18 protein-coding genes are annotated in these 17,992 nt (G+C 54.3%); 16 read left to right on the top strand and 2 right to left on the bottom strand.

Annotated features, from left to right (window positions below; all coding sequences use genetic code 11):
- The first annotated feature begins 83 nt into the window (after nucleotides 1-83).
- Both KI367_RS03150 and KI367_RS03145 read left to right on the top strand, forming a co-directional pair.
- Nucleotides 84-1,331: an MDR family MFS transporter gene (locus tag KI367_RS03150; protein WP_212947534.1), complete on the top strand. Its 1,248-nt coding sequence runs from the start codon at nucleotides 84-86 to the stop codon at nucleotides 1,329-1,331.
- 129 nt (nucleotides 1,332-1,460) lie between these two features.
- On the top strand, nucleotides 1,461-2,000 hold the full coding sequence (locus KI367_RS03145) for a superoxide dismutase family protein (protein ID WP_212947532.1): 540 nt from the start codon (nucleotides 1,461-1,463) through the stop codon (nucleotides 1,998-2,000).
- A 60-nt stretch (nucleotides 2,001-2,060) separates the two neighbouring features.
- Here KI367_RS03145 and KI367_RS03140 read toward each other — a convergent pair whose 3' ends face one another.
- Nucleotides 2,061-2,861 (bottom strand): cytochrome c oxidase assembly protein, encoded by an 801-nt coding sequence (locus tag KI367_RS03140; protein ID WP_246536563.1) that lies wholly within the window; start codon nucleotides 2,859-2,861, stop codon nucleotides 2,061-2,063.
- Nucleotides 2,858-3,364 carry a DUF2243 domain-containing protein gene (locus tag KI367_RS03135; RefSeq protein WP_212947530.1) on the bottom strand — a complete coding sequence of 169 codons (507 nt, stop codon included), beginning with the start codon at nucleotides 3,362-3,364 and terminating at the stop codon, nucleotides 2,858-2,860. The genes KI367_RS03140 and KI367_RS03135 overlap by 4 nt, the downstream gene beginning before the upstream one ends.
- A gap of 221 nt (nucleotides 3,365-3,585) precedes the next feature.
- Here KI367_RS03135 and KI367_RS03130 point away from each other — a divergent pair, with 221 nt between their 5' ends.
- From KI367_RS03130 to KI367_RS03065, 14 genes are all read left to right on the top strand, one after another.
- Nucleotides 3,586-5,403 (top strand): assimilatory sulfite reductase (NADPH) flavoprotein subunit, encoded by a 1,818-nt coding sequence (locus tag KI367_RS03130; RefSeq protein WP_212947528.1) that lies wholly within the window; start codon nucleotides 3,586-3,588, stop codon nucleotides 5,401-5,403.
- A 60-nt stretch (nucleotides 5,404-5,463) separates the two neighbouring features.
- On the top strand, nucleotides 5,464-7,203 hold the full coding sequence (gene cysI / locus KI367_RS03125; protein ID WP_212947526.1) for an assimilatory sulfite reductase (NADPH) hemoprotein subunit: 1,740 nt from the start codon (nucleotides 5,464-5,466) through the stop codon (nucleotides 7,201-7,203).
- A 187-nt stretch (nucleotides 7,204-7,390) separates the two neighbouring features.
- On the top strand, nucleotides 7,391-7,744 hold the full coding sequence (locus KI367_RS03120; RefSeq protein ID WP_036709350.1) for a hypothetical protein: 354 nt from the start codon (nucleotides 7,391-7,393) through the stop codon (nucleotides 7,742-7,744).
- Nucleotides 7,745-7,941: 197 nt separating this feature from the next.
- Nucleotides 7,942-8,436: a cation:proton antiporter regulatory subunit gene (locus tag KI367_RS03115; protein ID WP_212947929.1), complete on the top strand. Its 495-nt coding sequence runs from the start codon at nucleotides 7,942-7,944 to the stop codon at nucleotides 8,434-8,436.
- 4 nt (nucleotides 8,437-8,440) lie between these two features.
- Complete coding sequence (locus KI367_RS03110) at nucleotides 8,441-9,661, top strand: cation:proton antiporter (RefSeq protein WP_212947524.1); 1,221 nt, start codon at nucleotides 8,441-8,443, stop codon at nucleotides 9,659-9,661.
- Between the two features lie 54 nt (nucleotides 9,662-9,715).
- Nucleotides 9,716-10,570, top strand: coding sequence for a YitT family protein (locus KI367_RS03105; RefSeq protein ID WP_246536561.1), 855 nt, complete (start codon nucleotides 9,716-9,718; stop codon nucleotides 10,568-10,570).
- Between the two features lie 125 nt (nucleotides 10,571-10,695).
- Nucleotides 10,696-11,025 carry a metal-sensitive transcriptional regulator gene (locus tag KI367_RS03100; RefSeq protein WP_156124559.1) on the top strand — a complete coding sequence of 110 codons (330 nt, stop codon included), beginning with the start codon at nucleotides 10,696-10,698 and terminating at the stop codon, nucleotides 11,023-11,025.
- A 192-nt stretch (nucleotides 11,026-11,217) separates the two neighbouring features.
- The gene (locus KI367_RS03095) at nucleotides 11,218-13,650 is read left to right on the top strand and encodes a heavy metal translocating P-type ATPase (RefSeq protein WP_373316194.1); all 2,433 of its coding nucleotides are present in this window, start codon (nucleotides 11,218-11,220) and stop codon (nucleotides 13,648-13,650) included.
- A gap of 70 nt (nucleotides 13,651-13,720) precedes the next feature.
- On the top strand, nucleotides 13,721-14,290 hold the full coding sequence (locus KI367_RS03090) for a DUF8832 domain-containing protein (protein WP_212947520.1): 570 nt from the start codon (nucleotides 13,721-13,723) through the stop codon (nucleotides 14,288-14,290).
- Nucleotides 14,284-14,547: a DUF8832 domain-containing protein gene (locus tag KI367_RS03085; protein ID WP_212947518.1), complete on the top strand. Its 264-nt coding sequence runs from the start codon at nucleotides 14,284-14,286 to the stop codon at nucleotides 14,545-14,547. The genes KI367_RS03090 and KI367_RS03085 overlap by 7 nt, the downstream gene beginning before the upstream one ends.
- 33 nt (nucleotides 14,548-14,580) lie before the next feature.
- A complete protein-coding gene (locus KI367_RS03080) occupies nucleotides 14,581-15,240 on the top strand; it encodes an NAD(P)/FAD-dependent oxidoreductase (protein ID WP_246536559.1) in 660 nt (219 codons plus the stop codon).
- A gap of 15 nt (nucleotides 15,241-15,255) precedes the next feature.
- A complete protein-coding gene (locus KI367_RS03075; RefSeq protein ID WP_036709358.1) occupies nucleotides 15,256-15,495 on the top strand; it encodes a glutaredoxin family protein in 240 nt (79 codons plus the stop codon).
- 499 nt (nucleotides 15,496-15,994) lie between these two features.
- On the top strand, nucleotides 15,995-16,855 hold the full coding sequence (gene erm / locus KI367_RS03070; RefSeq protein ID WP_212947516.1) for a 23S ribosomal RNA methyltransferase Erm: 861 nt from the start codon (nucleotides 15,995-15,997) through the stop codon (nucleotides 16,853-16,855).
- 90 nt (nucleotides 16,856-16,945) lie between these two features.
- The gene (locus KI367_RS03065; RefSeq protein WP_212947514.1) at nucleotides 16,946-17,989 is read left to right on the top strand and encodes an acyl-CoA dehydrogenase family protein; all 1,044 of its coding nucleotides are present in this window, start codon (nucleotides 16,946-16,948) and stop codon (nucleotides 17,987-17,989) included.
- The last annotated feature ends 3 nt before the right edge of the window (nucleotides 17,990-17,992 follow it).

Genomic DNA, 17,992 nt, shown 5'->3' with positions numbered 1-17,992 from the left:
TCCTGAGAATTTATGGTATATTTAAACTCCTTCCTTATTTCCCAACATCTCACTCCAAATCGTATTTCAGGAGGACATTTCCAATGCTTTGGCTCAAATGGGACCTCAACCTGAAGATCAGGCTGATTGGGGATTCCCTGTTTAACATGCTCTTTTGGATGTATTTTCCGTTCATGGCGCTTTACTTCAGCGAAGCTTTCGGCAAATCCGTCGCCAGCATGCTGATGATGGTGCCGCCGCTCGTCGGGATGTTCGCGGGTCTGTTCGGAGGGTTTTTGGCCGATCGGCTGGGCCGGCGCCCCGCGATGCTTTTGGGTTCGATCCTCCAATCCGTGATGTTTGCGATTTTTGCATTATCCCCTTCCCGCTGGCTCGATTATGTAGCGTATATCGGGGTCGGGTTCGGGGGCTCGATTTTTACGCCGGCCAGCTCGGCGATGGTTGCGGACGTCACGCCGGAAAAGGACCGGCGAATGGTGTTTGCGACGTTCGTGACCGGGAGGAACATCGGCGCGGTGTTCGGCCCGGCGATCGGTTCCGTCTTTTTCATCCATCATCGCACCGAACTGCTGTGGACCTGCACGCTGGTCACGTTCCTGTACTTTTTGACGATCTATTGGAAGATACGCGAAACGCTGCCGAAATCGGCCGAACCCGCGAACGAAAAAGGAAATATGGGCTCGCTGATCATAAAGCAGTTCCGCAATTACGGCCTTATTTTCAAGGATCTGCCCTTTGCGGTGTATATCATTGCGGGAGTGATGGTCACCATCGCTTTTATGCAGCTGGACATGTATCTTGCGGTGTACGTCAAAGAATACGTGCCAGCGCAGCCGCTGTTCTCGTTCGGGAGCTGGTCGCATTCCCTGGACAGCACCGGAATTTTCGGCTTGATGATCGGGCTTAACGGTTTGTTGTTCGTGCTGTTGGCGGTGCCGGTCACCAAGGTGTTCGAGCATTGGAGCGATCGAAACGTGTTCATTTTATCCTCGGTGCTGTTTGGTCTCGGGATGTTTCTTATGGGTTTTACCACGAACGTATGGCTGCTGCTTGTTTTTGTCGTCATCATGACGGTGGGGGAAGTGTCCCGTTCGCCCGTTACGGAAAGCTTCATCAGCAAATATGCGCCTGCCGACGCAAGAGGCCAGTACATGGGAGCATCCAACCTTCAATATTCCTTGGGCCGTTTTATCGCTCCGGCGACGATTTTTCTTTCGACTTGGCTCCCGCCGCTTGGGGTCTTCGGTTTTATCTTTTTCTGCACGCTGGCAAGCGTCGCGTTGTATGTCGTGCTGTTTCGCATTCTTCCCAAACCCAAACCTGCCGAGTAAAAATGCCGGTGGATGATCGTGGAAACGTCCGCGCCATTTTTTGAGCGGATCGGTGTTATCTTTTTCCTGCAAAAAGGACAACCTGTGAACAGGTACCGAAACACATCTACAGGAGGAAGAATAGGCACAATGAAAAAACAAGCGATCTGCCTGAGCGTACTGAGCACACTCGTATTCGGGGCTGCGCCGATGAGCCCGTCCGCATGGGCCCACTCGGAAGAAATGCAAGTGAAAACGAAAATCATCGATTCCAAAGGGACTGAAGTGGGCACGGCGGTGATCACGCAAAAAGCCGATGCGGTGCAAATTCACGTCGAAGCGAAAAACTTGCCCCCGGGGGAGCACGGAATTCACTTCCATGAAAACGGAAAATGCGATCCGCCGGACTTCACGACTGCGGGAGCGCATTTTAATCCGCAAGGCAAGCAGCATGGCTTCAAAAACCCGCAAGGGTTCCATGCGGGCGACCTGCTGAACATCCGCGTCAATGATGACGGAAGCGTCGTGGCCGATCTGGAGAGCAAAACGGTAACGCTGAAAAAGGGCGCATCGAACTCGCTGCTCAAACCGGGAGGCACTACCTTGATGATTCACGAAAAAGCGGACGACTACGTGACGGACCCGTCGGGGAATTCCGGCGCGCGCATTGCCTGCTCGGTCATCCGCTAGTTTAAAGAGTAAAATAGAACAAAAAGGCAGCCGACCCATTCGGCTGTCTTTTTGTTTGCCTCAACCTTTGACCTGCGGAAGACGGGGCCGGGGCCGCACGGCAACGTACCATGTCCGGCAAAAGAAAAAGATGAGCAACGCCTCGACGGCATCCCCGCCGTAATACATCAGCATGGCGCCGGCTTCGGCTTCGGATGCGGGAACGCCTGCAGGGGGATGGGCATAAACGTATTTGGACAGGATGCTGTGCCCGGCCAGCGCCAGTATAAGGATCAACGCCCTGAAAACATGGCTGCTTGGATGCGGGTTCGGTTCGTTGCCGAGGATGGCGGAGGAAAATACATACCCGGCGATAAAGAGATGTCCATGAACGGACAAATAGCAAAACGGGTTGGCGTGCATTTTGCCGAATACATCCGTCGCGTAAAGCAGCCAAAGCCCGCCTATATTCAAAATTCCGGCAACGGCGGGGTGGGTGACGAATCGCAGCGGAGGCATTTTCAGCAAGGATGCAAGATTCCGCGCATGGGTGACGTCAAGGGCACGCAGCAAAAGCGTGACGGGCCGCGCCAGCGCCATCAGCAGCGGAGCCAGCATGCCGAAGAGGAGATGGCTGACCATATGGGCAACGAAGCCGGCATGGGCTTGCGCCGGAGAAGATGCGAGGATTCCGACGATGGCGGCGGATGCGCCGGACAACCAGAGTATCAGCCGATGCGGCGGCCAACTCCTTCCCCGTCGATGGGAACGGATAAAGGCCAGGATATAAAGGATGGCGAGGCCCGCCATCCCTGCCGCGAGGATGCAGGCAGCCCAAACGCCGGCGGCTCCGTGATTCAGCGGGGAACCGTTCATGTTCATCGCCGTTTTCCGCCGTTTCTTGCGGCTCGGGCTCGTTTGCCGCTTCGGATCAAGAGGATGCCGGCCGCGATCATGGCCGCCGCGATTACGTTCCAAGCCACGTCATAGGGAAGCACGTCCACGTTGTAGCGGATCTGGTGAATCTCCATCAGCTTATGCTGGATGATGCCGTCGTACAATTGGAAAGCGCCTCCGCCCGCGAGCATGCCGCCCCACCAGGACATGGCGTTCAGCCCGTTTTTGCGGCGAAGGTCGGAGAGCATAAAAAAGGCGGCCAGCGTCGCGAACCAGCTGAACGCGTGGAACAGCCCGTCCGATACGAGCCCGACTCCCGTCGTCGATTTATCGTAAAAATGATGCCAATGCAGCAGCTGATGAAAGACGGTTTCGTCGATAAAAGCGACGAAACCGAGACCGAACAAAGCGCCCGAGCCGATGCTGCGGAAGCGGAAAGCAGCCGAAGCGCCATTCGATCCGTTCGGCTTGGCATGGTTGAGATCCATCGCTAAAAACCCCTTTTGTTTTCGCGTTCGTCGTATCATTATTTCCACGAAAAGCATCAGTCAGACGCTCCGCGCCATGATCCTGAAATTTTGGCAAAAAGCTGAAAATTCTTCGTTGACCTCATGCCCGGCCTGTGATAGATTCAAGGAAGTATGAATTAAGTGGATAGATTTACTCGGAATTAATTCAAGCATTCATAACGACGCGAGGTGGGATAGGGTTGGAGCTTCAAGTATCAAACAGTCCATTTAATGAAGAGCAAACAAAGCTATTGAACCAGCTGCTGCCGACGCTTACAGGGGCGCAAGCCAGCTGGCTGAGCGGTTATTTGACGGCGCTGCAGGGCACGGGGGGCATCGCGCTGGCGGCGCAGCCGCAGACCGGGGCGCCCAGCGCGGCGATCCCCGCCAAGGAAGCGACCATCCTTTTTGGTTCGCAGACGGGCAATTGCAGCGGGCTTGCCAAAAAATTGTCCAAAAAGCTGTCCGAGCAGGGAGTGAACGTCACGCTGTCATCCATGAGCGATTTTAAACCCGCTAATTTGAAAAAGGTCCGGAACCTGCTCATCGTGGTCAGCACGCACGGCGAAGGAGAGCCGCCGGACAACGCCATTTCCTTTCATGAATTTTTGCTCGGCAAACGCGCGCCGAAGCTGGAAGGCGTCTCGTTTTCCGTCCTGGCGCTCGGAGACACCTCTTACGAATTCTTTTGCCAAACGGGAAAAGATTTCGATCAGCGCCTGGAGGAGCTTGGCGGTACCAGGATCGTTCCGCGCGTCGATTGCGACGTCGATTTCGATGAAGCGGCCGCCGGGTGGATCGATGACGTCGTTCGCAAATTGAGCGAGGGAAGCGCCCAGGCTTCCGCCGCCGCGTCTCTCGCGGGCACGGCTCTCACCGAGACCGAATCGGAATATTCGAGAACGAATCCGTTCCATGCCGAAATTCTCGAAAACATCAACCTGAACGGACGCGGCTCCGACCGCGAAACCCGGCACCTGGAAATATCGCTGGAAGGTTCCGGGCTCCAATATGAACCGGGCGACAGTCTCGGCATCTATCCGGAAAACCATCCCCAGCTTGTCGATGATCTGATCGAGGCGATGGGCTGGAACCCGGAAGAATCCATTACGGTCAACAAGCAGGGGGATTTGCTTGCGCTGCGGAAAGCGCTTTTGCAGCATTACGAAATTACGGTGCTGACGAAACCTTTGATCAAACAGTTCGCCGAACTGACCTCCAATCCGGGACTTCAGGAACTGGTCGAACCGGGGCATGAGCAAGAACTCAAACAATATATCGAGGAAAGGGATTTGCTTGATTTGGTGCAGGATTACCAGCTGAAGGGCATCCCGGCCGCCAGCTTTGCAAGCGTGCTGCGCAAGCTGCCGGCACGCCTGTACTCCATCTCCAGCAGCCCGAAGGCAACGCCGGACGAAGTGCATATCACGGTACGCGCGGTTCAATACGAAGCGCATGGCCGCGACCGGTACGGGGTATGCTCCACGCAGCTTGCGGAAAGACTTCAGCCCGGTGATACGCTGCCGGTTTACATTCAACATAATCCGAACTTCAAGCTTCCGGCGGATCCGGGCGCACCGGTCATCATGATCGGGCCGGGCACGGGCGTGGCTCCGTTCCGGGCCTTTCTGAGCGAACGCGAAGAGACCGGCGCGGAGGGGAAAACCTGGCTCTTCTATGGAGATCAGCATTTCGCCACGGATTTCCTGTACCAAATCGAGTGGCAGCGCTGGCTGAAGGACGGGGTGCTTACCCGCATGGACGTGGCTTTCTCGCGGGACACCGATCAAAAAGTCTACGTGCAGCACCGCATGCTCGAAAAAAGCCGGGAGCTTTACGAATGGCTTCAAGAAGGCGCGTACGTGTACGTCTGCGGCGACGAAAAGAAAATGGCCCATGACGTTCATGCCACTCTCGCGGCGATCCTCGAGAAAGAGGGGGGCCTGAGCCAGGAGGAGGCAGCGGACTATTTGCATCGGATGCAGCAGGAGAAGCGTTATCAGAGGGATGTGTACTGAGAGGGAGCGTGATTTGGCTCCTGCTAGCCGCGACAAGACGTGAGAGGAGATGCGAGATAGATGTCTGAAAATAATCTGTTGTCGAAAAACAGCGCCCCGCACAGCGACGTGGAAGAAATTAAGCGCCGCAGCAACTATTTGCGGGGCAGCCTGACCGAAACGTTAAAGGATCCGATTACCGGATCGATTCCCGAGGATGACAACCGCCTGATGAAGCACCACGGCAGTTATATGCAGGACGACCGGGATTTGCGCAACGAACGCCAGAAACAAAAGCTCGAACCCGCTTACCAGTTCATGCTGCGGGTACGGGCCTCGGGCGGCGTGGTCACGCCGGAGCAATGGCTCGTGCTGGACCGCATCGCCCAGCAATATACCAGCGGTTCGATTCGCCTGACGACGCGCCAGTCGATCCAGTTTCACGGCATCCTTAAATGGAACTTGAAAAACACGATCCGCGAAGTGAACGAAACGCTGCTGACGACGCTTGCCGCCTGCGGCGACGTCAACCGCAACGTCATGTGCAATCCGAATCCGCACCAATCGGAAATCCATGCCGAAGTTTACGACTGGGCTTGCCGCATCAGCCGCCACCTGGATCCGAAAACGACGGCGTACCACGAAATTTGGCTGGACGGTGAGAAGGTCGCTTCAAGCCAGAACGAGGAAGAGCAGGAACCGATATACGGACGCGTGTATTTGCCGCGGAAATTCAAAATCGGCATCGCCGTGCCGCCTTCCAATGACGTGGACGTCTTTTCGCAGGATCTGGGCTTTATCGCGATCGTGGAAAACGGCCGCTTGACGGGCTTTAACGTCGCCGTCGGCGGCGGGATGGGGATGACGCACGGCGATCCGAAAACGTACCCGCAAGTTTCCAAGGTCATCGGCTTCTGCACGCCGGAGCAGGTGATCGACGTGGCCGAAAAAACGGTGACGATCCAGCGCGATTATGGCGATCGGTCCGTCCGGAAGCATGCCCGGTTCAAATATACGATCGATGACCGCGGCATCGGCTGGTTTATCGATGAGCTGACTTCGCGCCTCGGCTGGAAGCTGGAAGAGGCCAGACCGTTCCGCTTCGACAGCAACGGGGACCGGTACGGCTGGGTGAAGGGCAGCGGCGGCAGCTGGCATTTTACGTTGTTTATCCAAAACGGGCGCGTGAAGGACGAAGAAGACTACCCGCTGATGACGGGCCTGCGCGAAATCGCCAAAGTTCATAACGGGGATTTCCGGATTACGCCGAACCAAAACCTGATCATTGCCAACGTCAAAACGCAAAGCAAGAAAAAAATCGAAGCCTTGATCGAGCAGTACCGTTTGATGGACGGCGTTCGTTTTTCGGCGCTGCGCCGCAACTCGATGGCTTGCGTGGCCCTTCCGACATGCGGCTTGGCCATGGCCGAGTCCGAACGGTATTTTCCTACGCTGCTTGGCAAAATCGAGGAGATCCTTGCGGAAACGGGACTTGGCGAAGAAGAGATCGTTATCCGCATGACCGGCTGTCCGAACGGCTGCGCCCGCCCGGCTTTGGCCGAAATCGCGTTTATCGGCAAAGCTCCCGGCAAATACAACATGTATCTGGGCGGCGGCTTCGCCGGAGACCGTTTGAACAAGCTGTACAAAGAAAACATCGGGGAAAAGGAAATCCTCGATTCGCTCCGTCCGATCCTGGCCCAATACGCCGAAAATCGGGAGCCCGGGGAGCATTTTGGAGATTTTGTCATTCGCGCCGGCTACGTGCAGGAGGTCCGCGACGGGCAGGAATTCCATGAGCAAAACAGCGTCACGATCTAATGGATCGCGTAACATCATAACCAATTCAACCAATGGCTCCGCGTTTGGGTCATTGGTTTTTTCTGTCGCCGCGGATGGACAAACCCTCGAAAGTTTCTGGCGACTTTTTGCTCCCGTGGTTTGAAACGGCACTGTCTTTTATGGTAAAATCGATATATATGAAATTTTCACAAGAGGGAGGGATAGGATGCCGGCACTGACCAAAAGACTTCGCATGCTGCTTATCGTTCTGCTTGGCTGCATTCAGATGCTCGCCTTTCCCGTTTCCTTCGAAGAAGAAGTATCCCCTGCTTACAACAGCGAGACCGAGACGGTCCACGGCCGAATCGATCCGCAAACGAAACCTGTCCTGCGCAAAAATCCCTCTTTGATGCAACGGTTGATCATGCTGGCCTCGGCGCTGCCGGTCGTTTTTGTGATCCCGCTGCTTATGCTGCTGCGTTTTCCTAGACCCCGTCTGCCTTTTCATCCGATCATTTCCATTCGCAAAAGATACCTTCTGCTATTACCCGTCAAATTTACCTCGAGTTACGTGGGTTAACACGCCTTCCATTGAACGGTTTATTTCCTATACCCTCAAGTAGCAAGCATGATCCTGTTTTTCATGCGTTTCTTTGATTACGCCACGAATTTTTTCCGGCTGAAAAAAAGAACCGCATCCTAGACATTTTGCTCGGTTACGGATTATGTGAACATTTTCTCAAACTAAATATCGAACGTTCAGGAGGCTATGATATGATGGAAATTCGTGAATCTATTTTGCCTGGAATCGGGATGAAATATCAGATGGATACGGCCAGCGGCGACCGGATCGTCATTGTGATCCATGACGACGGAAGGCGGGAGCTGTACCATTTTTCGCGGGAGGATGACGATCAAAGCAAGCTCGTGGCGACGCTGGAGGATCAGGAAGCCAGGCAGCTGGCCGCGTTGGTCGGAGGCATGGTGTATAAACCGAAGCAGCTGGAAAGCGTGGAAATGGCATTTGACGATCTGACGATCGAATGGTACCGGATCGAATCCCATTTCGGCTGCATCGGCAAAACCATCGGCGAGCTCCATATCCGGCAAAACTCCGGCGCGTCGGTGATCGCGCTGATCGATAAGAATAAAGGGAAGCTGGTCAATCCCGGTCCGGGCGCGGTGCTCAGCGCCGACGCCACGGTCGTGGCGGTAGGGGAAAGGGAGCAGCAGAAGCGGTTCAAACAAATCCTGATGAACGGAAGCGGGTGATCGGATGGACCATTTGATCTTTGAAATCGGCTTGGCGCTCGGACTTATCGCGCTTGGAGGACTGATCTCGGCAAAGCTCCGTTTTTCGGTCATTCCGTTTTATATATTGATCGGCATGGCGGTAGGCCCCCATGCGACGGAACTGTGGCATTTCGATTTCCGCTTTATCGACAGCGCGCCGTTTATCGATTTTATGGGAAGAATCGGCGTGTTGTTCCTGCTCTTTTATCTGGGGCTTGAATTTTCGGTCGGACGGTTGGTCAAGTCGGGACGGTCGATCGTGGTCGGCGGTTCGATTTATATCGGCATCAACTTTACGCTCGGGCTGCTGCTTGGATTTCTGGGCGGTTTCCCTGTGGCGGAAGCGCTTGTCATTGCCGGCATTACGACGATTTCGTCGAGCGCCATCGTGGCGAAAGTGCTGGTCGACCTGAAAAGGACGGCCAACCCGGAAACGGAAATGATTCTGGGCATTACGATGTTCGAAGATATTTTCCTAGCGGTGTACATTTCCATTCTTTCCGGTTTTGTGTTAAGCGACTTCAGCTCGATCGGCGGCGTCCTGTTGTCCGCCCTCGTGTCGCTTGGCTTCATGCTGACGATCATCGTTTTGGGAAGAAAAGCGGTCCCGCTGCTGAACAAGTGGCTGCGCATCCGCTCGAATGAATTGTTTGGTCTCGTCATTTTCGGGGCGTTGTTTCTGATCGCCGGTTTTTCCGAAACCATTCACGTCGCGGAAGCGATCGGGGCGCTGCTCGTCGGTCTGGTCCTTGCCGAGACGGAACACGCCAAGCGGATCGAGCATTTGATCATGCCGTTCCGCGACTTTTTCGGAGCCGTCTTTTTCTTCAGCTTCGGCTTATCCATCGATCCGATGTCGCTGGGCGGGAATGCGGTATGGCTTGCGCTGGCTGCCGTCGTCATTACGTTCGCCGGAAATTTCAGCGCAGGCATGCTTGCGGGCCGTACGGCGAATTTGTCGCCGAAAGCCTCCGCGAATATCGGACTTACGATTTTATCGAGAGGGGAGTTTTCCATCATTTTGGCCAATTTGGGGAAAGATGGGGGGCTTATGGATATTTTGCAGCCGTTTTCTGCGATCTACGTCCTGATTTTGGCCATCCTCGGCCCGATTCTCACCAAGCAATCGCCGCATGTCTATGCGTTTATGAACCGTTGGTTCAAATTCAAAGACAGGCGGGTGCCGAAGGAAGAAGCGCTCTAAGCGTTGCGGATGCCACCGCATCGTGATGTTCCCAGTCTTGAAGGAGGGAAGATGATGCGTTCGAAGAATTCCGTTCGTTTCCGGTTCGGCAGGAATGCGGTGATGCAGTCCGTCGTCGGCGGCATAGTCGCATCGGTCGGCCTGGAATTGTTTTTGCATCCCCATGACATGATTGCAGGCGGGATGACGGGGATTTCGGCACTCGTTTCGTTCCATACCGAAGGACATTTCGGGATATTGCTGCTGCTGTTCAACCTTCCGCTTTTGCTGCTGTATGCGTTCATGGGAAAAACGTCCGCGCTTCGCGGCGTGTTGCCCGGATTGCTTGCGTTTGCGGGTTCTGCGCTTCTTCTTGCGCCCTTCCCCGCGGTTAGCGGCGAACCGGTCGTTGCTGCGCTTGCGGGCGGGTTTTGTCTCGGCATCGGCGCCGGGCTTGCGGTCAAATCGGGAGGGCTGCTGGATTCGCTTGGACTGGAGAAAGGCGACCGGATCCGGCCAAGGATATTCGTATCGTCTGCTCCGTTCGGCCCGAAGCGCTTGTTCGTATTGTGCCATGGAGCCGTTCTTGTCTTGGCAGGAGCGATGATGGGATGGGAACGAACCTTGTATTCGGCCCTTGCCTGCATCGCGGCTTACGAAACATCGGCATTGATGTTGTGGGGCTTCCGGAAAACGGCCTGGGTCATGGCTTCAAAGCCGGATGAAATCTTGCAGGAGGTGCGCCGCAGAATCAATATGGATGGCGAAGTTCTATCCGAAGAACGATATGGGGATGAGGACCGGAGGTTCGTTTTGAAATACAGCGTCCATGTTTTGGATATTCCCCGTTTTAAAGCGGCCATCCGACATTCGGATGCGAAAGCCGAAATTTTATGGATCAACCGGGCCGTCCGGGAGGCCAGGCGGTAAAACCAAGGATTAGGCAAGAGACGGCCAATATTTCGTCATGAAACGGTTTGTATCCGGCGGCATGCCGAGTATAATAGTATTATTAGGGTAAAGGAGGCGAATGCATGAATACGGTACCGGAAATGATGGATCCAAACACGAACGCAAAAGCCGAAGCGTGCTCCGGAGACCATTCGGAGCGGAAAAGCCATCATTCGGATAAGGTGAAAAACAGCTTGATCAGCCGCCTGAACCGCATTGAAGGCCAGGTCCGCGGCATCAAAGGGTTGATTGAAAAAGATACGTATTGCGACGACGTTTTGAACCAAATTGCCTCCGTACAATCCGCTTTGAACGGCGTTGGGAAATTGCTGCTTGAACATCACATGAAAAGCTGCGTGGTTCAGCGGATTCAGGAAGGCGACCAAGATGTGCTCACGGAACTGATGACGACGATGAATAAATTAATCAAGTAAAAAAGCGCAAGCCGCCGCAAGGCGGCTTTTTACATGTTTCAAAAATAGGCTAGGGGGGTATTGTAAAAATGTGTTGACTCAATATAGGGTGGTGGGGTATACTAAGGTCAAGAAAGGGAAACGACAACGAATGTAAATCAACGATTTTCAAATGGTTACACTAAACGTGATGCACGTAAGGGAGTGATGGTTTTGGAAGCAGCTCTTAAAAAGCAAAAACAGAAAACCGTACAAATAACCGGCATGACCTGCGCAGCCTGCGCCAACCGGATTGAAAAAGGCTTAAACAAAATGGAGGGCGTAGACTCCGCCAACGTCAATTTTGCGTTGGAACGGGCAACCGTAACCTACGATTCGGATAAGGTGAACGATGAGTACATCGAAGCGACGATCAAAAAGCTGGGCTACGGAACCGTCAAGGAAGTCACCCGGTTCAAGCTCGAAGGCATGACCTGCGCCGCTTGCGCCAACCGGATCGAGAAAGGGCTGAACAAGATGCCCGGCGTCACGAACGCTTCCGTCAATTTTGCGCTGGAGACCGCTACGGTAGAATATTCGCCGGCCGAGGTTTCGGTCGCGGATATGCAGTCGAAAGTGAAGCAGCTCGGCTACAAAGCGGTCGCGCAAAGCGATGAAGAAGAACACGCAGATACCCGGGACCAGGTGGTCCGGAAGCAAAAACGAAAATTGATCGTTTCGGCCATTCTGTCGATCCCGCTGTTGTGGGCGATGGTTGCGCACTTTTCGTTTACATCTTGGATCTACCTGCCGGACCTGTTCATGAATCCGTGGTTTCAGTTGGTTTTGGCGACGCCGGTACAGTTTTACATCGGATGGCCGTTTTACGTCGGGGCGTATAAAGCGCTGCGCAACGGCAGTGCCAACATGGACGTCCTCGTTGCTTTGGGAACATCGGCCGCCTACTTCTACAGCTTGTACCTGACGATCGACTGGTACGCAAAAGGCGGCAACCTGCACCACGGTCCGAACATGTACTACGAAACAAGCGCCATTTTGATCACGCTCGTCATCATGGGTAAGCTGTTCGAGGTGCTTGCCAAAGGCCGGACGTCCGAAGCGATCAAATCGCTGATGGGGCTTCAGGCCAAAACCGCCCGGGTCATCCGCGATGGCCAGGAGCTGACGATCCCGGTGGAAGAAGTGATCGCAGGCGATATCGTAATGGTTCGTCCGGGCGAAAAAATCCCCGTCGACGGCAACGTCATCGAAGGCGAATCGTCCGTGGACGAATCGATGCTGACGGGCGAAAGCTTGCCTGTCGAGAAAAAATCCGGGGACGCCGTCATCGGCGCGACCCTGAACAAAAACGGCGTCCTGCGCGTTCAAGCCACCAAGGTCGGGAAAGAAACGGCTTTGGCCCAGATCATTAAGGTCGTGGAAGAAGCCCAAGGATCGAAAGCGCCGATCCAGCGGGTGGCGGACGTCATATCCGGCATTTTCGTTCCGATCGTCGTCGGCATCGCCATTGCGGCGTTCCTTGTCTGGTATTTCTTCGTGACGCCCGGCAATTTTGCCGAAGCGCTGGAAAAAGCGATCGCGATCCTGGTCATCGCATGTCCTTGCGCCCTCGGTCTCGCAACGCCGACATCGATTATGGCCGGTTCGGGACGTGCCGCAGAGCTCGGTATTCTCTTCAAAGGCGGCGAACATTTGGAGCAAACGCATAAAATCGACGCCATTATCCTGGATAAAACCGGTACGGTAACCAAAGGCAAACCGGAATTGACCGACGTTGCGGCCGAAGGCGACGAACAGGAATTTCTCCGGCTCGTCGGCGCCGCCGAGAAAAACTCGGAGCATCCATTGGCAGAAGCGATCGTCGCAGGAATTCAGGAACGCGGCATTCAGCTGCCGGATACGCAATCGTTTGCGGCCATTCCGGGGTACGGCATCGAAGCGGAGGTCGAAGGCAAAAAACTGCTGGTCGGCACGCGCAGATTGATGGAAAAACACGGCGTGGAAGCTTCCCATGCTTACGCGTTGATGTCCCGCCTGGAGGAATCCGGCAAAACCGCGATGCTGGCCGCAATCGACAACCGCTACGCAGGTTTGGTCGCGGTTGCGGATACCATTAAGGAAACATCCAAAGAAGCGGTACAGCGCTTGAAAGACATGGGGATCGAAGTCATCATGATCACCGGCGACAACGAACGGACAGCCAAAGCCATCGCGGCGGAAGTCGGCATCGATCACGTCCGTGCCGAAGTCCTTCCGGAAGGAAAAGCCGAAGAGGTCAAAAAGCTGCAAGCCCAAGGCAAAAAAGTGGCGATGGTCGGCGACGGCATCAACGACGCTCCGGCGCTTGCGACGGCGGATATCGGCATGGCGATCGGCACAGGCACCGACGTTGCCATGGAAGCCGCGGACGTCACGCTGATGCGAGGAGATTTGTCCAGCATTCCGGACGCGATTTATATGAGCCGCAAAACGATGGGCAACATCAAGCAAAATCTGTTCTGGGCACTCGGGTACAACACGCTGGGCATTCCGGTGGCTGCTCTCGGCCTGCTTGCTCCTTGGATTGCGGGCGCGGCGATGGCGCTTAGTTCCGTGTCGGTCGTGCTGAATGCGCTCCGGTTGCAGCGGGTGAAAATCCGCCACTGATGTGAGCCAGTCTCGATTCGCAGCGAGTTCCCATGATGCAAACCATCCGAATACAAAGGAGCGATTGAAGATGAGCGAACAACATGCCATGAATCATGAAAACAGCCGGCATCAGCAGCATGACCCTCACGGCAACGGGGCGCATAAAAGTCATGGAGCCCATGGACATCAGCACGGCGGTCACGGCCATCACCAAAACATGGCGGGGCATTATAAGGCGCGCTTGGAGTTTCCGAACGGCGCGCCAAACGCCAACGAGGAGACGGAGATCCAAATCGTAACGACGGATCGGGACGGGAATCCGGTAAGCCGCTTCAAAATAAGCCATGAAAAACGGATCCATTTGATCATCGTCAACCGGGACCTGTCGTTTTTTGCCCATATCCATCCCGAGTATGAAGGCCAAGGGATATTCAAAGTCAGAACGACTTTCCCGGATGGCGGCAAATATAAATGGATCGTCGATTTTGTTACGGAGGACGACGCTGCCGTTAATTTGGGCGACTGGGTAGAGGTCAACGGCGCGCCTGCCGGTCACCGCAAGCTAGTGCCGGACAGTGAAAGGGTACGGGAAGTGAACGGCAGGGAGTTTTTGAGCTTTCGCTCAGCAGCGATCTTGCGCAAAGCGACACCTTGTTAACCTACACGGTCCGCGACGCGCATACAAAGAAGGGCATCGACGATCTGGAACCATACCTCGGCGCAGCCGGGCACGTAGTCATCTTATCGGCCGATGCGGAACAGTACCTTCACGTCCATCCCGTGGATGAAGGAGCGACGGGCCCGGCGGCCGAATTCAAAACGATGTTCCCGCATCCGGGGATCTATAAAATCTGGGGGCAATTTCAACACAAAGGCGAAGTTTTGACGGTCCCTTTTGTCGTGGAAGCAAAATAAAAACGAAGCGGATAGCAAGGGAGAGCAGCAAATATGATGGAGACGAAAGAAACGCCGGGGAAAACGAAAATCGCCGTATCCACGCCGATTCAAGTCGGCGGAAACGTCATTACGCCGGAGCAGCTTACGGTGATTGCATCGGCTGCAGGCCCCGAAGCGCATATTGAAATCACGCCTTTCCGGCAGATTTACGTTGAAATAGCGGCGGAGGAAAAAGAAAAGGTGACGGAGCAGCTGCAGCAGGCCGGACTGCAAGTGTATCCCGCGGGAGCCGTCGTCAAAGGTTTGATCGCCTGCCAATTTTGCAAAGGGGCCGAAGACGCCGGGCTGGCGACGGCCCAAGCCATTCACCAAGCGATCGCCGGAATGGCGGCGCCGGTTCCGATCAAGGTTGCTTATGCCGGCTGCGCCCTTGGCACGAGCGAACCGCTGCTAAAAGACATCGGGGTCGTTAAAATGAAGGACACGTTCAGCATTTATGTGGGCGGAGAGCCGAAAGGAATCAAAACCGCCATCGCCGAGCCGTTAGCGGAAGGACTGAAAGAAGAACAGGTCATCCCGGCGATCATGAAGGTTATCGACTTCTATAAGTCCGATGCCAAGGGAAAAGAAAAATTCGCCAAGTTCGTCCGCCGCATGACGCTCGAAAAAATCCGGGAAGCCGCGGGAGTTGCGGTATCACCAAACGCCTGATAGGAGGGAATGGAAATGGCAAAATCGGTCCAAATTTATACGATTTCCACGTGCAGCGACTGCCACCAAGCGAAGCGGTATTTCAAGGATCACCAGATCGATTTTATCGAATATAACTGCGAAGACAATCTTGAATATGCCGAGGAAGTCCGGAGACTCACCGGGATGCAGACGGTCCCGACGATCGTGATCGACGATCAGGTGTTCGTCGGGTTCGCCGACCATTTTAAAGAAATCACGGCATTGCTGGCTTAAGTCCGGTAGGTTGTTCCGTTGGAAACGCGGCCGCTTTCCCCCCGGATCGGGAGGAGAACGGCCGTATTTTATTTTTTAAGCCGTTTTTTACGAACCCGCAGGATTGATTTTAAAGGATAGGAAATGGTACAATGGCGGAGCATTTTAACAAATCAGGAGGATTATTAAAAAATGACGCAATACATGAGACTTCGCATCCCGACTTTGAACCGTTAATTCCATACGTTCAAAGGCTCTGTTTCGTGAAACGGAGCAAACGGGATCAGTCTGTCCTTTTTTAATGATCTTCATTCCATATTCGTGAATATGTGATGCAAAGAAAGGCGGGTCGCTCTGCCTTTCTTTTTTTATGCATGCATTCCTTCTTTTTGGACCGTAAAGCAGGTCTTATTTGCTGACGGCTTTGCTGGACCCATCGTCCAAAAAGGACAGCGTGTTTTCCCTTTGCTCCGAATCGCAGGCGGAAGCCCAAGATTTCTAGATGAAGGGAAGATGCCTAATGATCTCGAAAAACGATAATCGCCGGGGAAAAAGAAGCTGGGGAGACACGCCTCAGTTTTCCGGGCAGCATTTGCTGCATCACAAAAAAACGATCCAGGAGATCGTAGCTGCAGCCAAGGTCGGCAGACAGGATACCGTATTGGATTTAGGCGCAGGAAAAGGAGCTCTGACGGCGGTGCTGAACCAAAAGGCCGGAAAGGTTTTGGCCGTGGAAATCGATCGCAGGTTCGTCGACATTTTGAAGCAAAAAATCCTACCTTATCCCAACACGCAAGTCATTCATGAGGACATTTTGAACATGCGGCTGCCCAAAGAACCCTTTATCGTCGTTTCGAATATTCCGTACTCCATTACGACGCCGATCTTGAAGAAACTCCTCAGCAAACCTTCGAGCGGATTCCAAAGAGGCGTGATCGTGATGGAAAAAGGCGCGGCCAAAAGATTTACGGCAAAAACGGCCAAAGATCCGTATATCGTCGCTTGGAGAATGTGGTTTGACATCCGGTACGTGAAAGATATTCCAAGACAAAGTTTCGCTCCGCCTCCCAAGGTGGATTCCGCTTTGGTGGCGATCAGCAGGAAAGCAAAGCCGATCGTGCCGATGAAGGACTATCCGGTCTTTTGGGGAATGGCGGAACATGTGCTGAAAAACCCGGGATTATCCGTCGATTTGGCATTGCGGGGCCTATTTACGGCCCCGCAAATCAAACATGTCAAACGGAGTCTGGGGGCAAGAGGCGACCTGCCGGTGGCGTCTTTATCCGAGCATCATTGGGGGATCGTTTTTGAATCGATGGTACGCCATGTTCCGAAGTTTCGATGGCCGAAGGCCAAAAAAGAGAAGTTCGGCTGTTTTTGAGGACGGGGCTCCCCGTCTTTTTTTAACAGCTTCAAATTGGAGTTCATGGTAAAATAGAATAGATATCATTCATACGAAAGTGGTGGAAGCATGGGATTTACACAGCAGGAGATTAGCCGCATCCGCGAGCAATCGTACCGGATGGAGCAGGAAGGCGGCATGACGCCGGAAGCGCTTCAGTACATATATGATAAAAAGCTGTTTCATTTGTTCGTCGCGGATGATTTGGAGGGGAAAATGACACCGCTTCCGGAAGCGATCCGAATTTTTCAGGAATGCGCCCGCATTGACGGCAGCTTCGGCTGGCTTGTCACGATCGGAGCGGGCGGCGGTTATTTCGTGCCGTTCATGACGGACGAAATCGGCCGGAACGTGTACGCCAAACCCGATGCCGTCATTGCAGGCAGCGGCGCGACGACGGGGACGGCACGAAAGGTGGAGGGCGGTTACATCGTGAACGGGAGATGGAAATATTGCAGCGGTTCCCTGTACGCCACGACCTTTACGGCGAATGCGGTGCTTGAGCGGGAGCAGGCGGCGGATTCCGGCGAAGCGCCGGAGATCGTTACCCTGATCATGCGCCCCGACCAGGTTCGAATCGAAAAGGATTGGAATACGTTCGGCCTGAAAGCGACCGGCAGCCACAGCATGATCGCGGAGGATGCTTTCGTTCCGGACGAAATGACGTTTTCGTTCACCGAGGTCCGATCCCATGAGGACGAGCTTTTGTACAAATATCCGTTTTTGCCGTTTGCGCAAACGTCGTTTGCCGGGGTTGCGATGGGGCTCGCGGATCATTTTCTGGAAGCGGCGGAATCCTACCTGCAAGCGCGGGGCAATGACAGCGTCCTAAGCGAACTGGAGGAGCAGAAAGAGGAATTCGCCCATCAAAAGGACGCTTTTTACAGAGTGCTGGACAAATCTTGGGAAGAGCTGGGGCAAAAAGGCAAACTGACGCCCGAAATGGAACAGCGAATCTCCATCGAATGCATCACGGCGGCCAAAGCTTCGGTTGGCTGCGGCCTGCGGCTGTTCCCGCTGCTGGGACTGGCAGCATGCATGGAGGACACGGAAATCAACCGCGCATGGCGGGATTTGCAGACGGCTTGCCAGCATGCGCTCCTAAGAGCTTAAAAA

The organism is Paenibacillus cookii, assembly GCF_018333375.1.
Taxonomy (GTDB): Bacteria; Bacillota; Bacilli; order Paenibacillales; family Paenibacillaceae; genus Paenibacillus_AQ; species Paenibacillus_AQ cookii.
This window is presented reverse-complemented; position numbering and strand designations above follow the sequence as displayed.